At 47.3% G+C, this 19027-nt stretch carries 12 protein-coding genes; 11 read left to right on the top strand and 1 reads right to left on the bottom strand.

Annotated elements, in window-relative coordinates:
• Positions 1 to 259 precede the first annotated feature (259 nt).
• From AC50X8_RS00260 to AC50X8_RS00220, 9 genes are all read left to right on the top strand, one after another.
• Positions 260 to 1933 (top strand): extracellular solute-binding protein, encoded by a 1674-nt coding sequence (locus AC50X8_RS00260; RefSeq protein WP_494878036.1) that lies wholly within the window; start codon positions 260 to 262, stop codon positions 1931 to 1933.
• 80 nt (positions 1934 to 2013) lie between these two features.
• Positions 2014 to 3756: a sensor histidine kinase gene (locus tag AC50X8_RS00255; RefSeq protein WP_494878034.1), complete on the top strand. Its 1743-nt coding sequence runs from the start codon at positions 2014 to 2016 to the stop codon at positions 3754 to 3756.
• Complete coding sequence (locus AC50X8_RS00250; protein ID WP_494878032.1) at positions 3749 to 5410, top strand: response regulator; 1662 nt, start codon at positions 3749 to 3751, stop codon at positions 5408 to 5410. The genes AC50X8_RS00255 and AC50X8_RS00250 overlap by 8 nt, the downstream gene beginning before the upstream one ends.
• A gap of 1 nt (position 5411) precedes the next feature.
• The gene (locus tag AC50X8_RS00245) at positions 5412 to 5642 is read left to right on the top strand and encodes a hypothetical protein (protein WP_494878030.1); all 231 of its coding nucleotides are present in this window, start codon (positions 5412 to 5414) and stop codon (positions 5640 to 5642) included.
• Positions 5643 to 5663: 21 nt separating this feature from the next.
• Positions 5664 to 6851, top strand: a complete 1188-nt coding sequence (locus AC50X8_RS00240) for a glycoside hydrolase family 43 protein (RefSeq protein WP_494878028.1) — start codon at positions 5664 to 5666, stop codon at positions 6849 to 6851.
• 45 nt (positions 6852 to 6896) lie between these two features.
• A complete protein-coding gene (locus AC50X8_RS00235; protein ID WP_494878026.1) occupies positions 6897 to 7892 on the top strand; it encodes a glycoside hydrolase family 43 protein in 996 nt (331 codons plus the stop codon).
• Positions 7893 to 7927: 35 nt separating this feature from the next.
• Positions 7928 to 9439: a glycoside hydrolase family 43 protein gene (locus AC50X8_RS00230; protein ID WP_494878024.1), complete on the top strand. Its 1512-nt coding sequence runs from the start codon at positions 7928 to 7930 to the stop codon at positions 9437 to 9439.
• 306 nt (positions 9440 to 9745) lie between these two features.
• The gene (locus AC50X8_RS00225) at positions 9746 to 12448 is read left to right on the top strand and encodes an endo-1,4-beta-xylanase (protein WP_494878022.1); all 2703 of its coding nucleotides are present in this window, start codon (positions 9746 to 9748) and stop codon (positions 12446 to 12448) included.
• A 53-nt stretch (positions 12449 to 12501) separates the two neighbouring features.
• Positions 12502 to 13506, top strand: coding sequence for an endo-1,4-beta-xylanase (locus AC50X8_RS00220; RefSeq protein ID WP_494878659.1), 1005 nt, complete (start codon positions 12502 to 12504; stop codon positions 13504 to 13506).
• An 83-nt stretch (positions 13507 to 13589) separates the two neighbouring features.
• On the opposite strand, the gene AC50X8_RS00215 is transcribed toward AC50X8_RS00220, so the two are convergent.
• The gene (locus tag AC50X8_RS00215) at positions 13590 to 14342 is read right to left on the bottom strand and encodes a response regulator transcription factor (protein WP_494878020.1); all 753 of its coding nucleotides are present in this window, start codon (positions 14340 to 14342) and stop codon (positions 13590 to 13592) included.
• 283 nt (positions 14343 to 14625) lie between these two features.
• Between AC50X8_RS00215 and AC50X8_RS00210 the strand changes: the two genes are divergently transcribed.
• Together AC50X8_RS00210 and AC50X8_RS00205 are read left to right on the top strand one after the other, a co-directional pair.
• Entirely contained in the window at positions 14626 to 16038 is a 1413-nt protein-coding gene (locus AC50X8_RS00210) for an extracellular solute-binding protein (protein ID WP_494878018.1), read from the top strand.
• A 96-nt stretch (positions 16039 to 16134) separates the two neighbouring features.
• A complete protein-coding gene (locus tag AC50X8_RS00205) occupies positions 16135 to 19023 on the top strand; it encodes an extracellular solute-binding protein (protein WP_494878016.1) in 2889 nt (962 codons plus the stop codon).
• The last annotated feature ends 4 nt before the right edge of the window (positions 19024 to 19027 follow it).

Raw genomic sequence — 19027 nt, 5'->3', positions numbered from 1 at the left:
GCCGGTGTCAGCATGTGGTTTCTTACTAGCGTTTATTTCGGCCCTATTTCATCTGACGAAGAAGTTTCAAACACATCCGTCCATCATCCAATAAAGGAGATGGGCGGATGATTTATTTTTTAAGTAAAGGACGGGTAACAAAATAAAGAGATGTGTATTGTGTTATTAGCCCGTAATTCGGATAATTAGAAGCATAGAATGGAAATGGATCGATATTTTCAAATGTGAAATGGGGTCACACCTGTTGAAAATACCAATAATGAACAAGGTCAAGCTTTTGCTTACTGCATTATTGTCAGTTCAACTCCTTGCGTCATGCGACTATAGCAGCGGCACCAACAAAGAAGTATCTAGTGAATTTGAAGGAGAGACTGCCTATCAGGGTGCCGCGCTAAGCCAATATAATCCAGCTATTGAATTAACCTTTGCAAGAGAAAGCGACGATAGCTTGGAGAATTTAATCAGCCAATTGCCAGAAGAAACGTTTGAGGATAATAGGTGGAATCGACTATATGAACAGATGCTGGGCATTAAAATTAAATATGATTGGGTTGCCAAGGGGGACCTTTATCATCAGAAACTAAGCGGTGCATTTGCTTCAGGAGATATACCCGATGTCGTCAGAGTCAATGCGCAGCAGCTGAGGATGCTCAGCAATGCTGGACTGATTCAAGATCTATCTGCTGCTTACGAGCAATATGCCTCTTCGTTTACGAAGAAAATTTTAAGCCAAGAAGGGACGGGCCCTTTCGAAGCGGCAACGGTCGATGGTAGGCTGATGGGAATACCAGAGACCAGCTCTTCTATTGAAGGGGCGATGTTTATTTGGCTGCGTACAGATTGGTTGGAGCAAGTCGGTTTAAAACCGCCGAAAACGATGGGCGACGTTTTAGCTATTTCGAAAGCGTTTACAGAAAATGACCCTGACAATAATGGCATTAATGATACGTTTGGACTAGCCGTGACCCAATATTTATTCGATCCCGTTATGGGCTTGGCAGGCTTTATGGCAGGCTATGAGGCTTACCCTAACCTATGGATCAAGGACAAGTCGGGAAAACTCTTATATGGCGGGATTCAACCCGAAGTGAAAGAGGCGTTAAAGGTGCTTCAAAATACGTATCGGGATGGTCAAATCGATAGCGAGTTTGGGCTTAAGGATGGTTTGAAAGAAGAAAAGCTAATTGCTGAGAGCCATATTGGCATGTTTTATGGAGAGCAATGGGGGTCTTTTTTAGCTCAAACCAGCCGTGCTGCTCAACCAAATGCAGAGTGGCAGGCATTTCCGATCGTTTCTGTGTCAGGAGAAGAGCCGATGGTACCGCTGCGGTTCAGCACGAGCCAGTTTCTTGCCGTTAGAAAAGCTTATCCCCATCCTGAAGCAATCGTTAAGCTTTTTAATTTGCATTTGGAGAAAAACTGGGGGGAAACGGCTGAATATGAAACCTATTACAGCTCTCCATTACCGGTATGGAAGCTTTCACCGGTTACCCCTTTTCCAGCGATGAAAAACTTGGAGGCGTATCGCCAAATTGCTGAGTCAGAAAGAACCGGCGATCATTCTGTCTTAAAGGATGAAGCCAGTTCCATCTACAAAAACATTCAAACCTACCGTACTGGCCATGTGAACAAGGAGTCAGGATGGGGATGGGAGCGGACCTATGGGCCGAATGGGGCTTTTGCGATCCTTGATCAATACATGAAGAATAATCAGCTATTGTACGAAAGCTTTGTAGGGCCTCCAACGGAAACGATGATAGTGAAGCAAGCCATTTTGTATAATCAACAGATCGAAACGTTCGTGAATATTATACTTGGCAGTCCCATAGACGAGTTTGATCGGTTTGTAGACGATTGGAATAAGCTGGGCGGGAGTCGTATAACAGCGGAGGTAAATCAGTGGTATGCGGAAAGAGGCAGTGATTTTAAGTAAGAAGACTCTCCTTCGACTCTGTATGCTAGAAGACAAGACACTTGCTCATCACTTATTAAAGCAGCATCGGAGGAATTGGTTTGCTTAAATTTCCCGCCCATTCATGGCGAAATACGATATTTATACGACAGGTCATTATTTATCTCATTGTGATTCTGCCTATCATCCTGCTAGGCGTCTATTTGTATAATTGGAGCTATAAAAATGCGAGTGAAGGCCTGTCAAGAACTTCCGAGGCGCAATTATCGAATTATTTGGAAGCCTTTAATCGGGAAATTGAATGGATGGAGCTGCAGGAGTTCGACTTGTTGGAAGATAATGAATTGAATAGGCTCGTTGTCACTTGGGAGATGATGGACAATGTTGAAAAAAGAGCGAGCTTAAATTATTTGATCCGTCGCTTAACTTCTTTTAAAAATAGCAGTGTTTATATTAAAGATGTTTATGTGCATATCCGTCCTGTTAACAAAACAATTTCGTTCGGCAATGCGATCTCTGATCTTGACGTTGAAAAGTTCAATTACTTTCGCTTCAGTATTGGGAGGAGCGAGCAGCGACTTGTAAAGTGGGGGAACACCCTTCATCTTAGCACCTCAAAGTATAACGGCATGAAGGGAGAAGAGCCGCTATTCGTCATACAAATTGAATTAGATAGGGAAAAGCTGAGATATGCCTTGGACCAAGTCAATATTTATCCGGAAAGCGGGTCATTTCTCATTTCGGATACAACGGGATTTGTATTGATGAGCGACGAGCAATTAAGTGGAAGGCTTCAAGGCGATATAAGAGAAGTAGAAGAAGCCAGCACGACCAAGCTGATTATTGATGGCAAAAAGTATCATATTGACAAAGCACATTCGGATAAATTGGGTGTTACCGTCGCTTCGTATTTGCCCGAGGAAACCGTACGCAAACCGCTGGGCAAATTTGTAATCTGGGCTTGGCTATTCGCGATCATGACCTTCATTGCCATCGCTATCTATTCTTATTCCACTTATAAATTCGTTCATAAACCATTGCTGCTCCTCGTTCAGAGCTTTAGGAGAATGGAGGGAGGTGCACTGGATATTCATATTGAGCATGAGGAAAAGGATGAATTCGGCTACCTGTATAATCGGTTCAACCAAATGCTGAATAAATTGCAGGCACTGATTGATCAGGATTTCAAGCAAAAGCTGATGATGCAGCGGGCAGAGCTGAAGCAGCTTCAATCTCAAATCAATCCCCATTTTCTTTATAACAGCTTTTTTATTCTCAATTCCTTGGCTAGAACCGGAGATACGGAGCGCATTGAAGAATTTACAAATATGCTAGGGGAATATTTCAGGTTCATTACCCGTAATGGGGAGGATAATGTGCTGCTAGCTGAGGAAACGAAGCACTCCCGCATGTACACCGAAATTCAGAAGCTCCGGTTTTCAAGGCGGATTCGTGTGGAATTTGATGAATTGCCAAAGGAAATGGCGAATATCCATGTGCCCAGGCTTATCATTCAGCCTATTATCGAAAACGCATATGAGCATAGTCTAGAGAAAATGACGGAAGATGGTCTGCTTCGAGTTGCTTTTGAGCTGGATGAGACTGCAGCTCAAATTATCGTGGAGAACAATGGGAATCGACTGAGCGATACCGAAATTGAAGACTTACAGAATCGCCTGGACAGCCCTTCAGAATCCTATGAAATGACAGGCATGATGAACATTCATAGGCGCATTCTTTTAACGTATGGAAAAAATAGCGGATTGCTTCTGTCTAGAAGCGAGCTGAACGGTCTTAAGGTCGTCATTCGCATCAAGCTGAAGGAGGAGAAATGGATTGCTTAGACTGTTAGTCGTGGATGATGAAGATATCATTACGGATGGGTTATATGAAGTGTTCCAGCAATGGATGCCAGACAAGCTCGATGTCTGTAAAGCGTACTCTGGCAAAGAAGCGCTAAATTGGTTGAAACGTACCCGAATTGACATCGTTCTGACTGACATTAGCATGCCAGGCATGAGCGGTTTAGAATTGTCGGATGAGATTCAGATGTATTGGCCAAGATGCAAAATCATCTTCCTAACGGGCTATAGCGAGTTTCAGTATGCTTATAAGGCGATTCAAATGTCCAATGTTCGATATTTATTGAAAACAGAAGGGTATGCGAAAGTTACTGAAGTTGTACAGGAAGTCATTCAAGAGATTCATCAAAACAATCAATTGAGCGCATTAGTCGAGCAATCCCGCGAACAGGTTGATGCGCTTGAATTTATGGCGCAAGGAGAGTATATCAGACATCTTCTGCAACAAAGCCACCTTCTATGCCTTGAGCAAGAGGTGCTGGTCAAGGAATTCGGCAAACTGAACATCGATCTGAATCCTTTGATTCCGGTTGTAATGGTAGTTGGTCATTTGTCCTATCCAGCTGAGGCCACTTACTCCGATAGAAGCGAGCTTGTTCATTCCACCAGAATAATCTGGCATTCCTATTTGTCAAAGCAGACGCGGCATATTGGAATTGTTGATAAGCACGGAGATTTGTTATGGCTGCTTCAGCCTTCAGAACATGTCGAGGAGAGGCTATATAATCATTTGATTCGTTATTTGGAAGGAACGCTGGAGCTCATCCAGGAGACATGCTTGGAATCGCTCGGCTTAACGATTGCCTTCACCATAAGCGGTGCTTCTTGTGAATGGGAAGCGGTAACACAGCAATATGAAAGGCTGCGCCAGCTGCATCAAATGACAATTGCCGACGGGTTATCGATTATTTTAATGGATCGCACGGAGCAGCTTGAGCCTTCAAACAGGAAAGAAGACGGTATGCTTGCTCAAAAAATAGAGTTAATGGAAGCCTATCTTGAGGCTGGGAGGAAAGATAAGTTTTGTGAAGTGCTGGAGGAATTGACGGCCAGCATGCTGCATGCAACGGCCCATGTTCACCGAACGATAGAGAGCTATTATTCTATCGCGCTCGTGCTGCTTTCTTCCATTAATCGCGGGGGACTTTATCACCAGATCGGTGATTATGGAAAACTGATGCGTCTGGATGAGCATTCATCCATGAAGGAGGGGATTGCCTATTTGCATGTCATTGCCGAACGCCTATTCAAAGTTAAGCATAACGGCGAGCTAGAGCGGGCAACCAGTGTAATCGACCGTATATGCCGATATATCGAAGAACATTTAAGCGAGGATTTGTCCTTAGTGCGGCTGGCGGAAATTAATTATTTTAATCCATCCTACTTATCCCGTTTTTTTAAGCAGGAGCGCGGAGTGAATTTATCTGAATATATAGATAGCTGCCGCTTGAAAAAAGCGAGAGAGCTGCTAAGGAACGGGGAGCTTAAAATTCGAGAAGTATCGTCCGCCGTCGGTTACGAAGCGGCACATTCGTTTACGCGCTTTTTCAAGAAGGCTACGGGAATAACGCCGCAAGAATATCGGGATACCTTTCCTACAGGAATAAATGAAAGCGAACGTACAAGGAGGATATGAAATGAATGACCTATTGCCCGCGAGTGCATTCGGGAAGGTGCCGCCACAAGGCAATCCGCTTGTCTCCCACAAGTTTGGAGCAGACCCGTATGCCTTAGTAGTAGAGAAGCGCGTCTATCTCTATATGACGAACGATGTTTTGGAATATGGCGAAGATGGAAATATGAAAGAAAATACGTATGGAACCATCAACAAAATCACGGTTATTTCCTCGGATGATTTGATGAACTAGACGGATCATGGCGAAATCCGGGTGGCAGGCCCGCAGGGCGCAGCCAAATGGGCCACGCAGTCGTGGGCGCCAGCAGCAGCGCATAAAATAATCGACGGCAAGGATAAATATTTTCTTTATTTTGCCAACAATGCAAGCGGAATTGGCGTATTGTCAAGCGATAGCCCGGTAGGCCCGTGGGTTGATCCCATTGGGCAGCCCTTAATTTCGAGATCAACGCCTGGCGTGGAGAATGTGACGTGGCTTTTCGATCCTGCCGTATTGGTCGATGATGACGGAAAGGGCTATATCTATTTTGGCGGGGGCGTTCCCGAGGGGAAGGATGAGATGCCCAATACTGCGCGCGTCATGCAGTTAGGTGATGATATGACGAGCGTTGTCGGCGAGGCAGCCGTCATTCCTGCCCCGTATATGTTCGAGGATGCCGGCATCAATAAGCGGGATGGGATTTACTACTATACCTATTGCTCGAACTTCTATAATGGCGCTCGCCTGGAGGGGAGTCCGCCCGCAGGCGAAATTGCCTATATGACAAGCGACAAGCCGATGGGGCCATGGACTTATCGTGGAACGATTCTCAAAAATCCAGTGCACTTCTTCGGTATTGGCGGAAACAACCATCATGCCATTTTCCAGTTCCATGATGCTTGGTATATCGCTTATCATGCCCAGACCTTATCCAAAACGCTTGGCGTTCCGAACGGCTATCGCTCCACGCACCTGAACCAGCTTGCGTTTAAGGATGGTTTGATTCAAGAAATCCATGCTGATTATGAAGGTGTCCGGCAAGTAAAGGCATTTAATCCCTACGATCGTGTTGGCGCGGTGACGATGGGGTGGAGTGCGGGCGTTGCTGTGGAAGCCATCGCAAGCGAGAACGATCCGCAAAGCCCGCTAATGGCTGTAACGGACATTATTAACGGGGATTGGCTCGCTTTATCCAAGGTGGAATTTGGGGGGAAAGGAGCCGCGGCTTTTAAGGCTTCCGTCTTGAATGTAGGTGCGGCTAGCAAAATGGAGCTCCGCTTGAATGCCCCGGACGGAAAGCTGGTTGGGACGCTCGCGATTCCGAACATGACCGGTCAGGGCTGGATGGAATGGCAAACAGAAGTCTCGGGTGCTGACGGTGTGCACGATTTGTACTTTGTGTTCTGCGGGGAACCTGGCAATCCATTGTTTAAATTTTACGATTGGCAGTTTGGCGAATAAGCGGTATATCAGCTTGAAATGACCTTGAATTGGAGGAGAATTCCTATGTCTCATGCACCAGTACCTAATCAACCACTTGTTACCCATATGTTTACGGCAGATCCTTCTGCACACGTATTTGAAGGCAAAATCTATATTTACCCGTCTCATGACCTCGACCACGATGGCCCTGACAACGATAATGGGGATCAATACGCGATGGAGGATTATCATGTGCTATCCCTAGATAATTTTGAAACGGCTGTTGTTGACCATGGCGAGGTTTTGCATCTAAAGGATGTACGATGGGCCTCCAAGCAGCTATGGGCGCCGGATGCTGCCTATAAGAACAATCTGTATTATTTGTTTTTTCCCGCTCGGGATCATGAAGGGATATTTCGAATTGGCGTAGCCACAAGCACGACACCAGCGGGTACCTTTGCCCCAGAGCCAGACTACATTGCGGGCAGCTTCAGTATTGATCCGGCTGTATTCGTGGATGACGACGATAAGTCCTATATCTACTTTGGAGGTCTTTGGGGAGGACAACTGGAAAAATGGCAGAACGGCGTCTTCGAGGCAGACGCAGCAGGTCCGAATGCGGGGGAGGCAGCGCTGGGTCCGCGTGTCGCTTTGCTGAGCGAGGATATGCTGTCTTTCCAAGGGGATCAACAGGAGATTTCGATTCTCGACGAGAACGGCAGCCCGATTTTAGCTGGTGATGAGGATCGACGATATTTCGAGGGACCTTGGGTGCATAAGTATAACGGCTGGTACTATTTGTCGTACTCAACAGGGACTACGCATAAGCTGGTATACGCGGTTAGCCGTAACCCGATGGGTCCCTATACGTTCAAAGGGACCATTCTTACGCCGGTAATCGGCTGGACAACCCATCATTCTATCGTGCAGTTCGAGGACAAATGGTATTTATTCTATCACGACAGCTCCCTCTCTGAAGGCGTCAATCACAAGCGCTGTGTTAAATTTACGGAATTGCACTACAATGAGGACGGGACGATTCAGATGATCGATCCTTATGCGAAGGAAAGCAAAGCATAGCATATAAATACGATAATGCTTGAGGAGTGAATCGTGTGAGCAAGACGATGATTACCAACCCGATCATATGGGCAGATATCCCTGATCCAAGCGTCATTAGAGTGGGAACGACCTTCTATATGGTTAGCACAAGCATGCACACGATGCCTGGGTGCCCAATCATGAAGTCGGAGAACTTGCTGCATTGGGAAATTGTAAACTATGTGTTCGATACTTTCGAGGATAATGCTGCCCATAATTTGCTTGACGGGAAAGGAATTTATGGAAAAGGTTCGTGGGCCGCATGCTTGCGCCATCATAACGGCAGGTTTTATGTATGCTTCTCGAGCCTCGACATGAACCAGTTCTATGTTTATCAGACGACGGATATCGAGAATGGATGTTGGGAACGCTCCGCCATTCCAGGACTCCATCATGACCCGAGCATGCTGTTTGACGAAGGACGCGTCTATGTCATCCACGGGAACGGGGATATCCGTATTACGGAGCTCACAGCAGATGCGACGGCTCTCAAACCGAGCGGGATCGATCAATTGCTGTTTGAGACGGAGCGGGATGGAATTGGGCTGCGCTGCGAGGGCTGTCATGCTTACAAGCTGAATGGGTACTATTATTTGTTTTTCATCGAATGGCCGAATACCGGAAATCGGCGCAGAAGACAGCTATGCTACCGTTCCCGAGCGCTTCTGGGCCCTTATGAGAGCAAGCTGCTGCTAGATGATGATATGGGCTATCGCAACAATGGCATCGCGCAAGGCGGCATTGTCGACACACCCGCAGAAGACTGGTTTGCAATACTGTTTCAAGACCATGATGCCGTAGGCAGAATCCCTTGCCTGCTGCCTGTCTCCTGGATAGATGATTGGCCGGTTATCGGCATAGACGGTGAAGTTCCCCCAGCATTTGACGTGCACTTGCCGAATTCGGAGCCTAAACCGTTAGTCATTAGCGATGAGTTTGAGTATGCGGAAAACAAACTGGCCTTGAACTGGCAGTGGAACCATAACCCGGATAATCGACTTTGGTCCGTAACGGCTAGGCCGGGTTTTTTGCGATTGATGACGGGGAATCCGGCAAGCAGTATTGCATATGCCCGCAATACGTTAACACAGCGGACGGAAGGCCCGGTCTGCAGCGGGATGACAATGATGGATGTTTCCCATATGAAACCGGGTGACTATGCAGGCTTGGTTGCCTTGCAGCATTTATTCGGGACAGTAGGCATTCGGGCTGCGGACAATGGCGACCGCTATGTGGTCACATGTATGAATCAGAGCGACGGCGGTGAAGAAGCGGTTGAGCAAAGTCCATTCGAAGGCAGCCAAATACATTTGAAAATCGATTTTAATTTTAAGGACAGTGCGGATATCGCTCACTTTTATTATTCTGCGAATGGAGTGGAATGGATACGAGTCGGCCGTTCTTTACCTATGAAATATAGGTTGGAGCATTTTATGGGCTATCGGATTGGGCTGTTTAATTACGCCACCGAGCAAGCAGGCGGATATGTCGATTTCGATTATTTCCGTTATTGCAAGATTATCTAACGTAGTACAATCTAGCTTTTACCGGGTGATGTGAAGTATAACTGAGCATATACTGGATGAGATGAAGCAAATGAGCGAGCGGCCTGTGCGCAGGGGCCGCTCGTTTGCTTTTTTCTCCTGTTGCTACGCTTTAGCATCTATGATTTATCGGGTAAATTCACAAAGATCGACGGGTAGTTGCTGAAATATGAAAGCGCTATACTTTCATGGAGGAGCTGAATCAGGGTGGATTTGGTTAAAAGGCTGCCATGACACGCCCCGAGTGGGGACTTTATGGAATAAAAGTTGAAAGGCGAGGTGTCTTTAATGAAGAAAAATCGATTGAAACGCTCTATTTCATTGTTATTGGTTACCATTTTGATGATGACGGCCTTGTCGCTTAGTTTGCTGCCAAAGCAGACGAATGCGGAAGCTGGCGCAGAGACGCCAAGCGAGGCGGAACGGCTCGCGACGGATTTTGAAGACGGCACTACACAAGGCTGGCATGGACGCGGCGGCAACGAAAGTCTGACAGCTACCTCCTCGGCCGCCCATTCGGGAGCATACGGTCTTCAGGTTACGGGGAGAACGGAAGGATGGAACGGTCCGATGCTCGATCTGGCATCGTTTATGGAGGTTGGCAAAACCTACGCGTTTTCGGCCTGGGTTCGCCTGCCTGCGGGAATGCCTGATTCCTCTATCTCTATGATGATTGAGCGGAAAACGAATGGGAATATGTTTTATGAGCCAGTTGCTGCCAAAACGGTAACAGAAAGCGGCTGGGTGAAGCTAACGGGCGCGTACAGCTTGCTCCATCCGATTGAGACCCTAGGTGTTTACTTTGAATCCATAGATCATGCGAAACTGGAATTTAATGTGGACGATGTTGTTATTGAGCGTATGCCAGATTCGGTACCCATTGAAATTCAAAAGGATATTCCAGCTCTAAAAGATGTATTTGCCGATGATTTTTTACTCGGATCCTCCTTGCTCGTGGGTGAAATTGAAGATGCTGCCGGGCCAGATGCCCAGCTGCTTCAAAAGCATTTCAACAGTCTGACCGCAGGCAATGAGCTGAAGTGGGATGCTACCGAGCCGAAGGAAGGACAATTTGATTTTACACGCTCGGATAAGATCGTTGATTTCGCTTTAGACAATGACATTGCCTTACGCGGCCATACGCTCATCTGGCATTCCCAAACGCCGGATTGGGTGTTCTACGATGAGAACGGCAACTTAGCCAGCAAGGAATTGCTGTTTGCAAGGATGAAGCGGCATATTGAGACGGTAGTCGGCCGATACAAAGGCAAAATCTACGCTTGGGATGTTGTAAATGAGGTTCTTGAGCCCGGTGACCAGAAGCCGAACGGCCTGCGCAACAGCTTATGGTATCAAATAGCTGGCGAGGAATTTATCGAGAAGGCGTTCGAATATGCGCATGAAGCAGATCCAGCGGCCAAGCTGTTCATTAACGACTACAATACGAATATTCCTGAAAAACGGCAATATTTGCATGATTTGATCAAGCGCCTGCAGGATAAGGGCATCCCTGTGGACGGTGTCGGCCATCAGACACATATTGGCATTGCGGACCCGTCCATTCAGTCTCTTGATGATATGCTTCAGGCTTTCCGGGACCTAGGCATTGAGCAGCAGATCACGGAGCTGGATATGAGTGTCTATACGAATGACACGGATTCCTATGATACGTTTCCGCTTGAGCTGCAGATTAAGCAGGCGAACCGGTACAAGGAAATTTTCGAAGTGTTTAAGAAGCACAAGGACCAGATCACTGCAGTAATCTTCTGGGGCAAGGACGACATTAATACATGGCTCCGTACCTTCTCTGTCACGCGCAATAATTGGCCGCTATTGTTCGATGAACGGCTTCAGGCGAAATTCGCGTATTGGGCACTCGTTGATCCGAGCAAGGTGCCAGTCGAAACGATGCAAGCAACGGCGACAGAGGGAAGCGCGAAGATCGATGGCAAGCTGGAGGAGGCGTGGAATAGAGCACCGCTCATATCCGTGCTGAAGGAAGGCGATGCGATTGCCAAGATTAAGACGCTATGGGATAAAAGGTATCTTTATGTAACGGTAGATGTGTTGGATAAAACGACGAATGGCAGCGATGCGGTCGAGCTTTATATGGACGGCAACAATGGCAAGACAACGTCTTACGAGGCGGACGACAAAAAATATACATTCCGGCGCAGTGGAGCGAATAAGGATAAAACCGTGAATTATATAGCAGTCAAGACGGCTGGCGGCTACCGAATAGAAGCTGCGGTTCCAATAAACGGTCTGGTGCTTGGCAAAGAGCTTGGGATTGATGTGCGAATCGTTGACAAATCCGGCAGCATAGTAACGAAGACATCTTGGAATGACACGACGAATTCGCAGGATGCCGATACGTCCAAATTCGGTGTTTTACAGCTGGTTGAAGGACCTCAATACGCTAAAGCTGTAAAAGGTACGCCAGTCATTGATGGCAGCATTGATGCGGTATGGGCAAATGCAAAATCAATCGTGACCGAACGCTGGGTCAATGGATCAAGTGGATCGAAGGCCAAGGTCAGGACGTTATGGGACGGCCGCCGTTTGTACGTGCTGGCCGAAATAACGGACTCGCTGCTTTCGAAAAAGAGTGCTAATGCGTGGGAGCAGGATTCGGTGGAAATTTTCATCGATCAAAATAATGCAGCGAGCAGCCACTACGAGTCCGATGACGGACAGTACCGGATTAACTTCGTTAATGAGCAGAGTGTCAGTCCGGTTTCACTAAGCGAAAATCTGATCTCAGCTGCGAAGCGGACAGCGAATGGTTATGTAGTGGAAGCATCTATCGCGTGGATCGGAAAGGCTCCAAAAGCCGGAGATCTGATCGGCTTTGACGTACAGGTCAACAATGACGAGGATGGCGACGGGGACCGCGATAGTGTGGCCGTCTGGAATGATCGGTCCGGACAGTCGTACCAGAATACATTCGGCTTTGGGGTCTTGAAACTGACGGGCGTGAACGGAAAGTAGCGTCGTCATATAAAGAAGCGAAAGGTGGCAGAAGAATGGCAGAGAAGAACCATATGAATGCGACGGATAGTCTGGCGGGAAGCTTCAAAAATGATTTTCTGATCGGTGCTGCGGTTAATAGTCACACAATCGTAAGCCAACGCGAGCTGCTGGTGAGGCACTATAACAGTGTAACGGCGGAGAACGAGATGAAATTCGCGAGCGTTCACCCTGCTGAAAATACGTATACCTTCGAGGAGGCTGACCGAATTGCCCAGTTTGCCAGCGAGAATGGCATGAAGCTGCGTGGACATACGTTGGTGTGGCATAATCAGACGCCGGATTGGGTATTCGACGATGGAAACGGCGGTTCGGCAGCTCGGGAAACGCTGCTTGCCCGGATGAAGGCTCACATCGAGACGGTTGTACAGCGTTACCGCGATACGATCTACTGCTGGGATGTCGTCAACGAAGCGGTCACTGACGATGGGGAGGAATGGCTGCGGCCCTCAAGGTGGCTGGAGGGTATTGGCGACGATTATATGGCCCAAGCATTCCGTTTTGCCCATGAAGCCGACCCTGCTGCGCTGTTGTTCTACAACGATTACAACGAGTGCAACCCGGGCAAGCGAGAGAAAATTTATCGGCTCGTCAAATCGCTGCTTGAGCAGGGAGCGCCAGTACACGGCATCGGTCTGCAGGCGCACTGGAATTTAACAGAGCCGTCTTTGGCTGACATTCGCACGGCAATCGAGCGTTATGCATCGCTTGGCTTGAAGCTGCAAATAACGGAGATGGATGTGTCGGTCTTCGCCTTTGACGACCGACGTACGGATTTGGCGGCACCGACAGCCGAAATGCTGCGTCAGCAGGAACTACGTTACCGGCAGTTTTTTGAGCTTTTCCGCGAATATCGGGATGTGCTGACCGGCGTTACCTTCTGGGGAGCAGCAGACGACTATACGTGGCTGGATTATTTCCCGGTAAGAGGACGCAAAAATTGGCCGCTATTGTTTGATACGGAGCAGCGGCCGAAAGGCGCCTATTACGAGGTTGTCAATCTATCTGCTGGATTTTAACGTTACCACACATGCAGCAGGCCAGCTTCCTCATCCAAGGGAAGCTGGCCTGTATTTTTATGCTTGCCATTACAGCGATGAATTTAAGAGATTTGCTTTCTATATTCGTTCGCACTGGCTCCTGTATACGCTTTGAATTTTTTGTAGAACCAATCGATTTCGGTGTAACCGACCTCATTAGCAATTTCATAGATGCGCATATCCGTTTTTTCGAGCAGCAGCTTTGCTTTTTCCATCCGCTGCTGAAGGAGGTATTCATTAAACGACATGTTTTCATGATCCTTGAATTTTTGACCTAAGTAAGCGCAGTTGAAGTGCAATAGGGCTGATATTTTTTTCAACGTAATGTTAAGGTGCAGTTCTTCCTCCACGTATTTTTTCACGACATCGATAATGGACGCAGCATGAGGTTTTCTCTTGAAGGGAAGCGGCGCTGAAGCTGCAAGAGGTGGATCATCTGAAAAGGAATCGAGCTCTTTTTTTACAGCAAGTAAACTTGCCGTTAAATCGCTTGCGAGAACGGGCCGTGAAATGTAATCGCTTACTTGATAAGCCAAAGCTTTCCTCGCCAACTGGAAATCATCGCTGCCCTCCAAGAGGATAATGGGAACACGGCTCTGCTCGCGGATATGCTCGCAGAGCAGCATGCTATCAGCTTGAGTGTTTTTAATATTAATCAGAACAAGGGAAAGTGGCTCCCTATCCAATAAAGCCAGGGCGTCCGAGGAATTGTCCGCATACGCTTGTATGATAAAACCTAAATGGCTCCAGTCAAGCATGTTCTGCGTTCGTTCCCTCGAATGAATCATTGAATCAACAAGCAATATCTTATACACGGTAAGAACCTCACTTTCATAATAGATAGTAGTCTGCGGGTAAATTTCCGCACGAATAAAGTAATTATGTTTCCATTATGTTCAACGTGCGGCTTCGCCACAACGTGCATTTCTTTATCCCTCAACCATTTGTTTACCATTTGAAAACGAGAGAGGCAAAGCGAGAAAGCGATTTCATCCGAATCTATACCTTGGCGGGTAATTGATCTAGATACAGGCAGGTTGTTGCTCAGAAATGTAAGCGCTACACTTTTTATGTAATCCATTTTCAGGGGGGATCCATGTGCAAGTGAGAAAAATGGCAGTCGTTTTTTTAAGTTTAATGTTGATATTCACATTGGCAGCATGCAGCGGAAATTCAGGCGGTGATGCCACTGGAAGCAGCGGCGGTAACGGCAATACGGAAAAAGCAGAGGCAAGCGTAAACGAAGGTTTGGAAACAGCCGATCCAGTTGGAACTAATGAGGCTGGGACGAAAACCGGAGATGAGCTGTCGACGCCAGAGATGGATTTCGACATGGGCGGACGGGTGATCAAAATCGTATCGTGGTGGGATATGACGATATCTGAGGACAATCCAGACAACATTCAGCGCAAGAAAAATCTGGAAGCGCTAATGAAGAAGCATAATTTTAAAGTGGAATACGTCGCTGTTGACTACGGTGAGTACCAGCAGAAAGCTGTCGCATCTTTGGTGGCAGGCGAGCCACTGGGCGATATCGTCAGACTGGGTAAAGCCTATATGATTCCGTCATTGGTCCAACAAGATTTAATTTGGCCGATTGATGAGTATACGAAAAATACGAAGGTATTCAACCAGAAGGTTACAAATGAGTTTATGCAGTATGAAGGCAGAGGCTATGGTTTTACGGATAATCAGTCTGATTTTATGGGTGGCGTTTTCTATAATCGTACTCTGCTGAATCAGCTAGGACTTAAACCGCTTCAGGATTATGTAAATGAAGATAATTGGAATTGGGATACGTTCATTCAAGTTGCCAAAGAGGCCAACAAGGATACGAATAACGATGGGAAGCTGGACAGATGGGGACTTTCACAAGGCGGGCTGATGGAACAGGCACTGTACTCTAATGAAGCAAGTCTTACCCAAGGAGATAAGCAAAATTTAGAAGAACCCAAAACGGTAGAAGCATTTAATTTCATTTCCCGTGTGGCAACCGAGAAGGTTGCAAGAGCTACGGAAGGGGGAGATTGGACAGAGCCTGGCCAATTTTTCCGTCAAGGCAATACGCTGATGTATGCAGGCGCCATTTGGGAGATCGGAGGACTCAACAATGATATGAAGGATTATGACATTGGTTTCGTTCCCTTCCCTAAAGGCCCGAGTGCTTCCGCCTATCATTCTGGAGAAGCTCTCTTCCAGTCTCTGGCGATTCCTAAAAAGGTCGAGCATCCAGAGCAGCTTATGTATATTTGGGAAAAAATGAACGATGTCGATTCAATTTATGATTATCCAGACCAAGCTACGCTGGAGAGCAGCTTTACGAATGAGGATGATATTGAGAACGCGATAAATTCCGGAAAAGGCATGCTTGTTCTCGACCATAATACGTTCCCGAAATTGCCTTATTACGATATTATAGGCGAGCTTACTTCTGGAAACTCGGTATCTACCGTTATCAGCAAGTACAAGGCGAAGGTGCAAGCTGCAATTGACGAAGTATATAAAAAATAGCGATTCCTTTCGAATGTCGAACAGTCCCTAATTAGCCATTCTATTAATGGGGGCTGTTCGGAATATATTATCTCTAGCAGCAGGAGGGGAGAAAAATTGAACAGCAAAGCGAAGAAATACGCAATCGCCATACTTGCTCTAGTTTTATTTTTTTTGTCCATTTGGAGCTATAACCCTCCGAATCAATCTGACATGGGGAGAGTTCAAGCCAAGAGTGCTTTTGAGATGGGAGAGCATTCCTATGCCAAGGGCGGCTATGACGACTATTTGAACAGCTATTCGAATGCCGAGCGTCCGGCTGAGGTTATCCGAATCGAAGGGGAAAGCTTTTCAAAAACGGTTGGAGACGGCTTTGAAATGGCAGATCGGTTTGAAGGCTTGGATGGAAAAGCGGTGATTACGCCAGAGGCTGGAACCATTAGCTGGAATCTGGAGATAGCAGAGCCGGGACTTTACAACGTCAGAATTCATTATTACCCAATAGAGGGAAAAAGCTCTGCGATCGAAAGGCAGCTTGCTATTAATGAGAAAGTGCCATTCAAGGGTGCGGAAATGCTGTTGTTTAACCGACTGTGGGGTAATCTGGAGGATGCTATAAGAAGGGACGATAGAGGAAACGATCTGCGCCCGAGACAGGTTGAGAAGCCGTCGTGGCAGCTCAAGACTTTAACGGATAGCGGCGGTTATTATGACGAGCCCTACTTATTCTATTTTGACAAAGGCCAGCAAACCTTATCGCTGACGTCATCACGGGAGCCAATGGCTATCGATTATATCGAGCTGTATCAGGAGAAAACCGCAAAAGCTTATGCGGAAATCAAAAAAGAATATGAAGCCGCAGGTTTAGCGCCTGTTAAAGATCAATACGTAACGATTCAGGCGGAAGAGGCCGTGCTGAAGTCATCTCCAACCTTAAGCCCGCTTTCCGACAGATCAAGTTCGTCTGTTATCCCGTACGATGTTTCCAAGCTCAGAATCAATACGATTGGCGGACTGAACTGGAAGCTGCCCGGGCAGTGGATAGAGTGGGAAGTAGAGGTGAAGGAGGATGGCCTCTATCAAATTGCCTTGAAGCGCAAGCAGGATCAGCTCCGGGGCGTTTACAGCACGCGCAGCCTGATGATTGACGGGCAGTACCCGTTTAAGGAAATGAAGCAAATCCCGTTTAAATTCGATATGAACTGGCAGATGAATGTACTCGGAGGAGCGCAGCCGTATTTATTCCATCTGACGAAAGGCACGCATCGGATCCGGATGGCGGTTACTCTCGGCGAAATTGCACCGCTGCTGCGGACGGTCGAGTCCAGCGTGCTGCAGCTTAATGAGATGTTCAGGAAAATATTGATCATTACCTCAAATACGCCGGATCCCTATCGCGATTATCAATTGGAGAAGCGGATACCGGAGATGACGAAGGTATTCAAGGAGCAAGCGGCAACGATTCAACGTGTGGCCGATTATTTGGAGTTAGCGACGGGGGAGCGAAGCGACAAAGTAGCTGTTCTGCATACGATGGTTCGTCAATTGGAAGAAATGGTGGACAAACCGGAAACCGTCGCAAGGCGCTTGAATGCATTCAAAATCAATGTCGGCGGTCTTGGAACATGGATTTTGACCGTACGCGAACAACCGCTTACGCTTGATTATTTGGTCGTCTCCTCGCCGGATCGGGAGCTTCCTCAGGCGGAGGCGACAGCAATCGAGCGAATCAAGCACGAGCTTGGCGGCTATATCGCCTCTTATACCGAAGACTATGACAGCATTGGCAATACAGGAGAAAATCTAACCGTCTGGATTACGACAGGACGTGACCAAGCGCAGGTGCTGAAAAGCTTGATTGACGATTCCTTTACAGCGGAAACGAATATTTCGGTGAAGCTCAGGCTCGTCCCGGGCAACATCCTTCTGCCAGCCACTTTAGCCGAAGAGGGGCCGGACGTTGCTATGCAAATTGGCGAAGATGTACCCGTCAACTATGCGATGCGGAACGCCTCGGCGGACTTATCGAGCTTTGCTGATTTCAAGGAGGTAGCGTCCCGATTCCGCGATAGCGCACTGGCACCGTATGCGTACAGCAACGGGGTGTATGCCCTTCCGGAGCAGCAGACGTTCCCGATGCTGTTTTATCGCAAGGATATTTTGGAGGAGCTGGAATTGACGCCGCCTAAAACCTGGCAGGATGTATACAACATGATTTCCGTTCTTCAAAAGCATAATATGGAATTTTATTTACCTATTGAGGCGGCAACAAATAACGCGAACCTCGTTCCGAATGCGACCTTCGCGATGCTGCTGTATCAAAATGGCGGAGCGTTCTATCGGGATGAGGACAAAAAAAGCGCTTTGGATTCCGAGATATCGATGGAAGCCTTCAAGACATGGTCGAAGTTTTATACGAACTATAAGTTTCCGCTGCAGGCGGACTTCCCTAATCGCTTTCGGACGGGTGAGATGCCAGTCGGCATTGCGGATTATACGACCTACAATGCACTGACGGTCATGGCACCGGAAATAAAAGGGCTATGGGACTTTACAATCGTGCCCGGCATGGAGCAGCAGAACGGCTCGATCAATCATGAAGTCGCCAGCCATACAACCGCAGTGATGATGCTTGAGAATGCGAGTGACAAGGCTTCGGCATGGGAATTTATGAAATGGTGGACGGACAAGGAAACCCAAGTGGCATACGGACGCGAGATGGAAGGGCTTATGGGTGAAGCCGCACGTTATCCGACAGCTAATATGGAGGCGCTTCAGCAATTGCCTTGGCCGATTAAGGACTATAAAAATTTGGAGAGCCAGTGGCAGTGGGTGAGAGGAATCCCGCAGGTGCCAGGCGGCTATTTCACGGGCAGGCATCTGGATAATGCCTTCCGAAAAGTTGTCAACGGAAAAGAGAATCCTCGCGAGGCGTTATCCGATTATATTTTGTACATTAACGATGAAATTGCGATCAAACGGAAGGAATTCAACTTACCGTACTAGATTG

It is taken from the genome of Paenibacillus sp. JT22N15 (assembly GCF_059383755.1).
The sequence above is the reverse complement of the archived record's forward strand: the minus strand, read 5'-3'. Positions and strand labels throughout refer to the sequence as shown.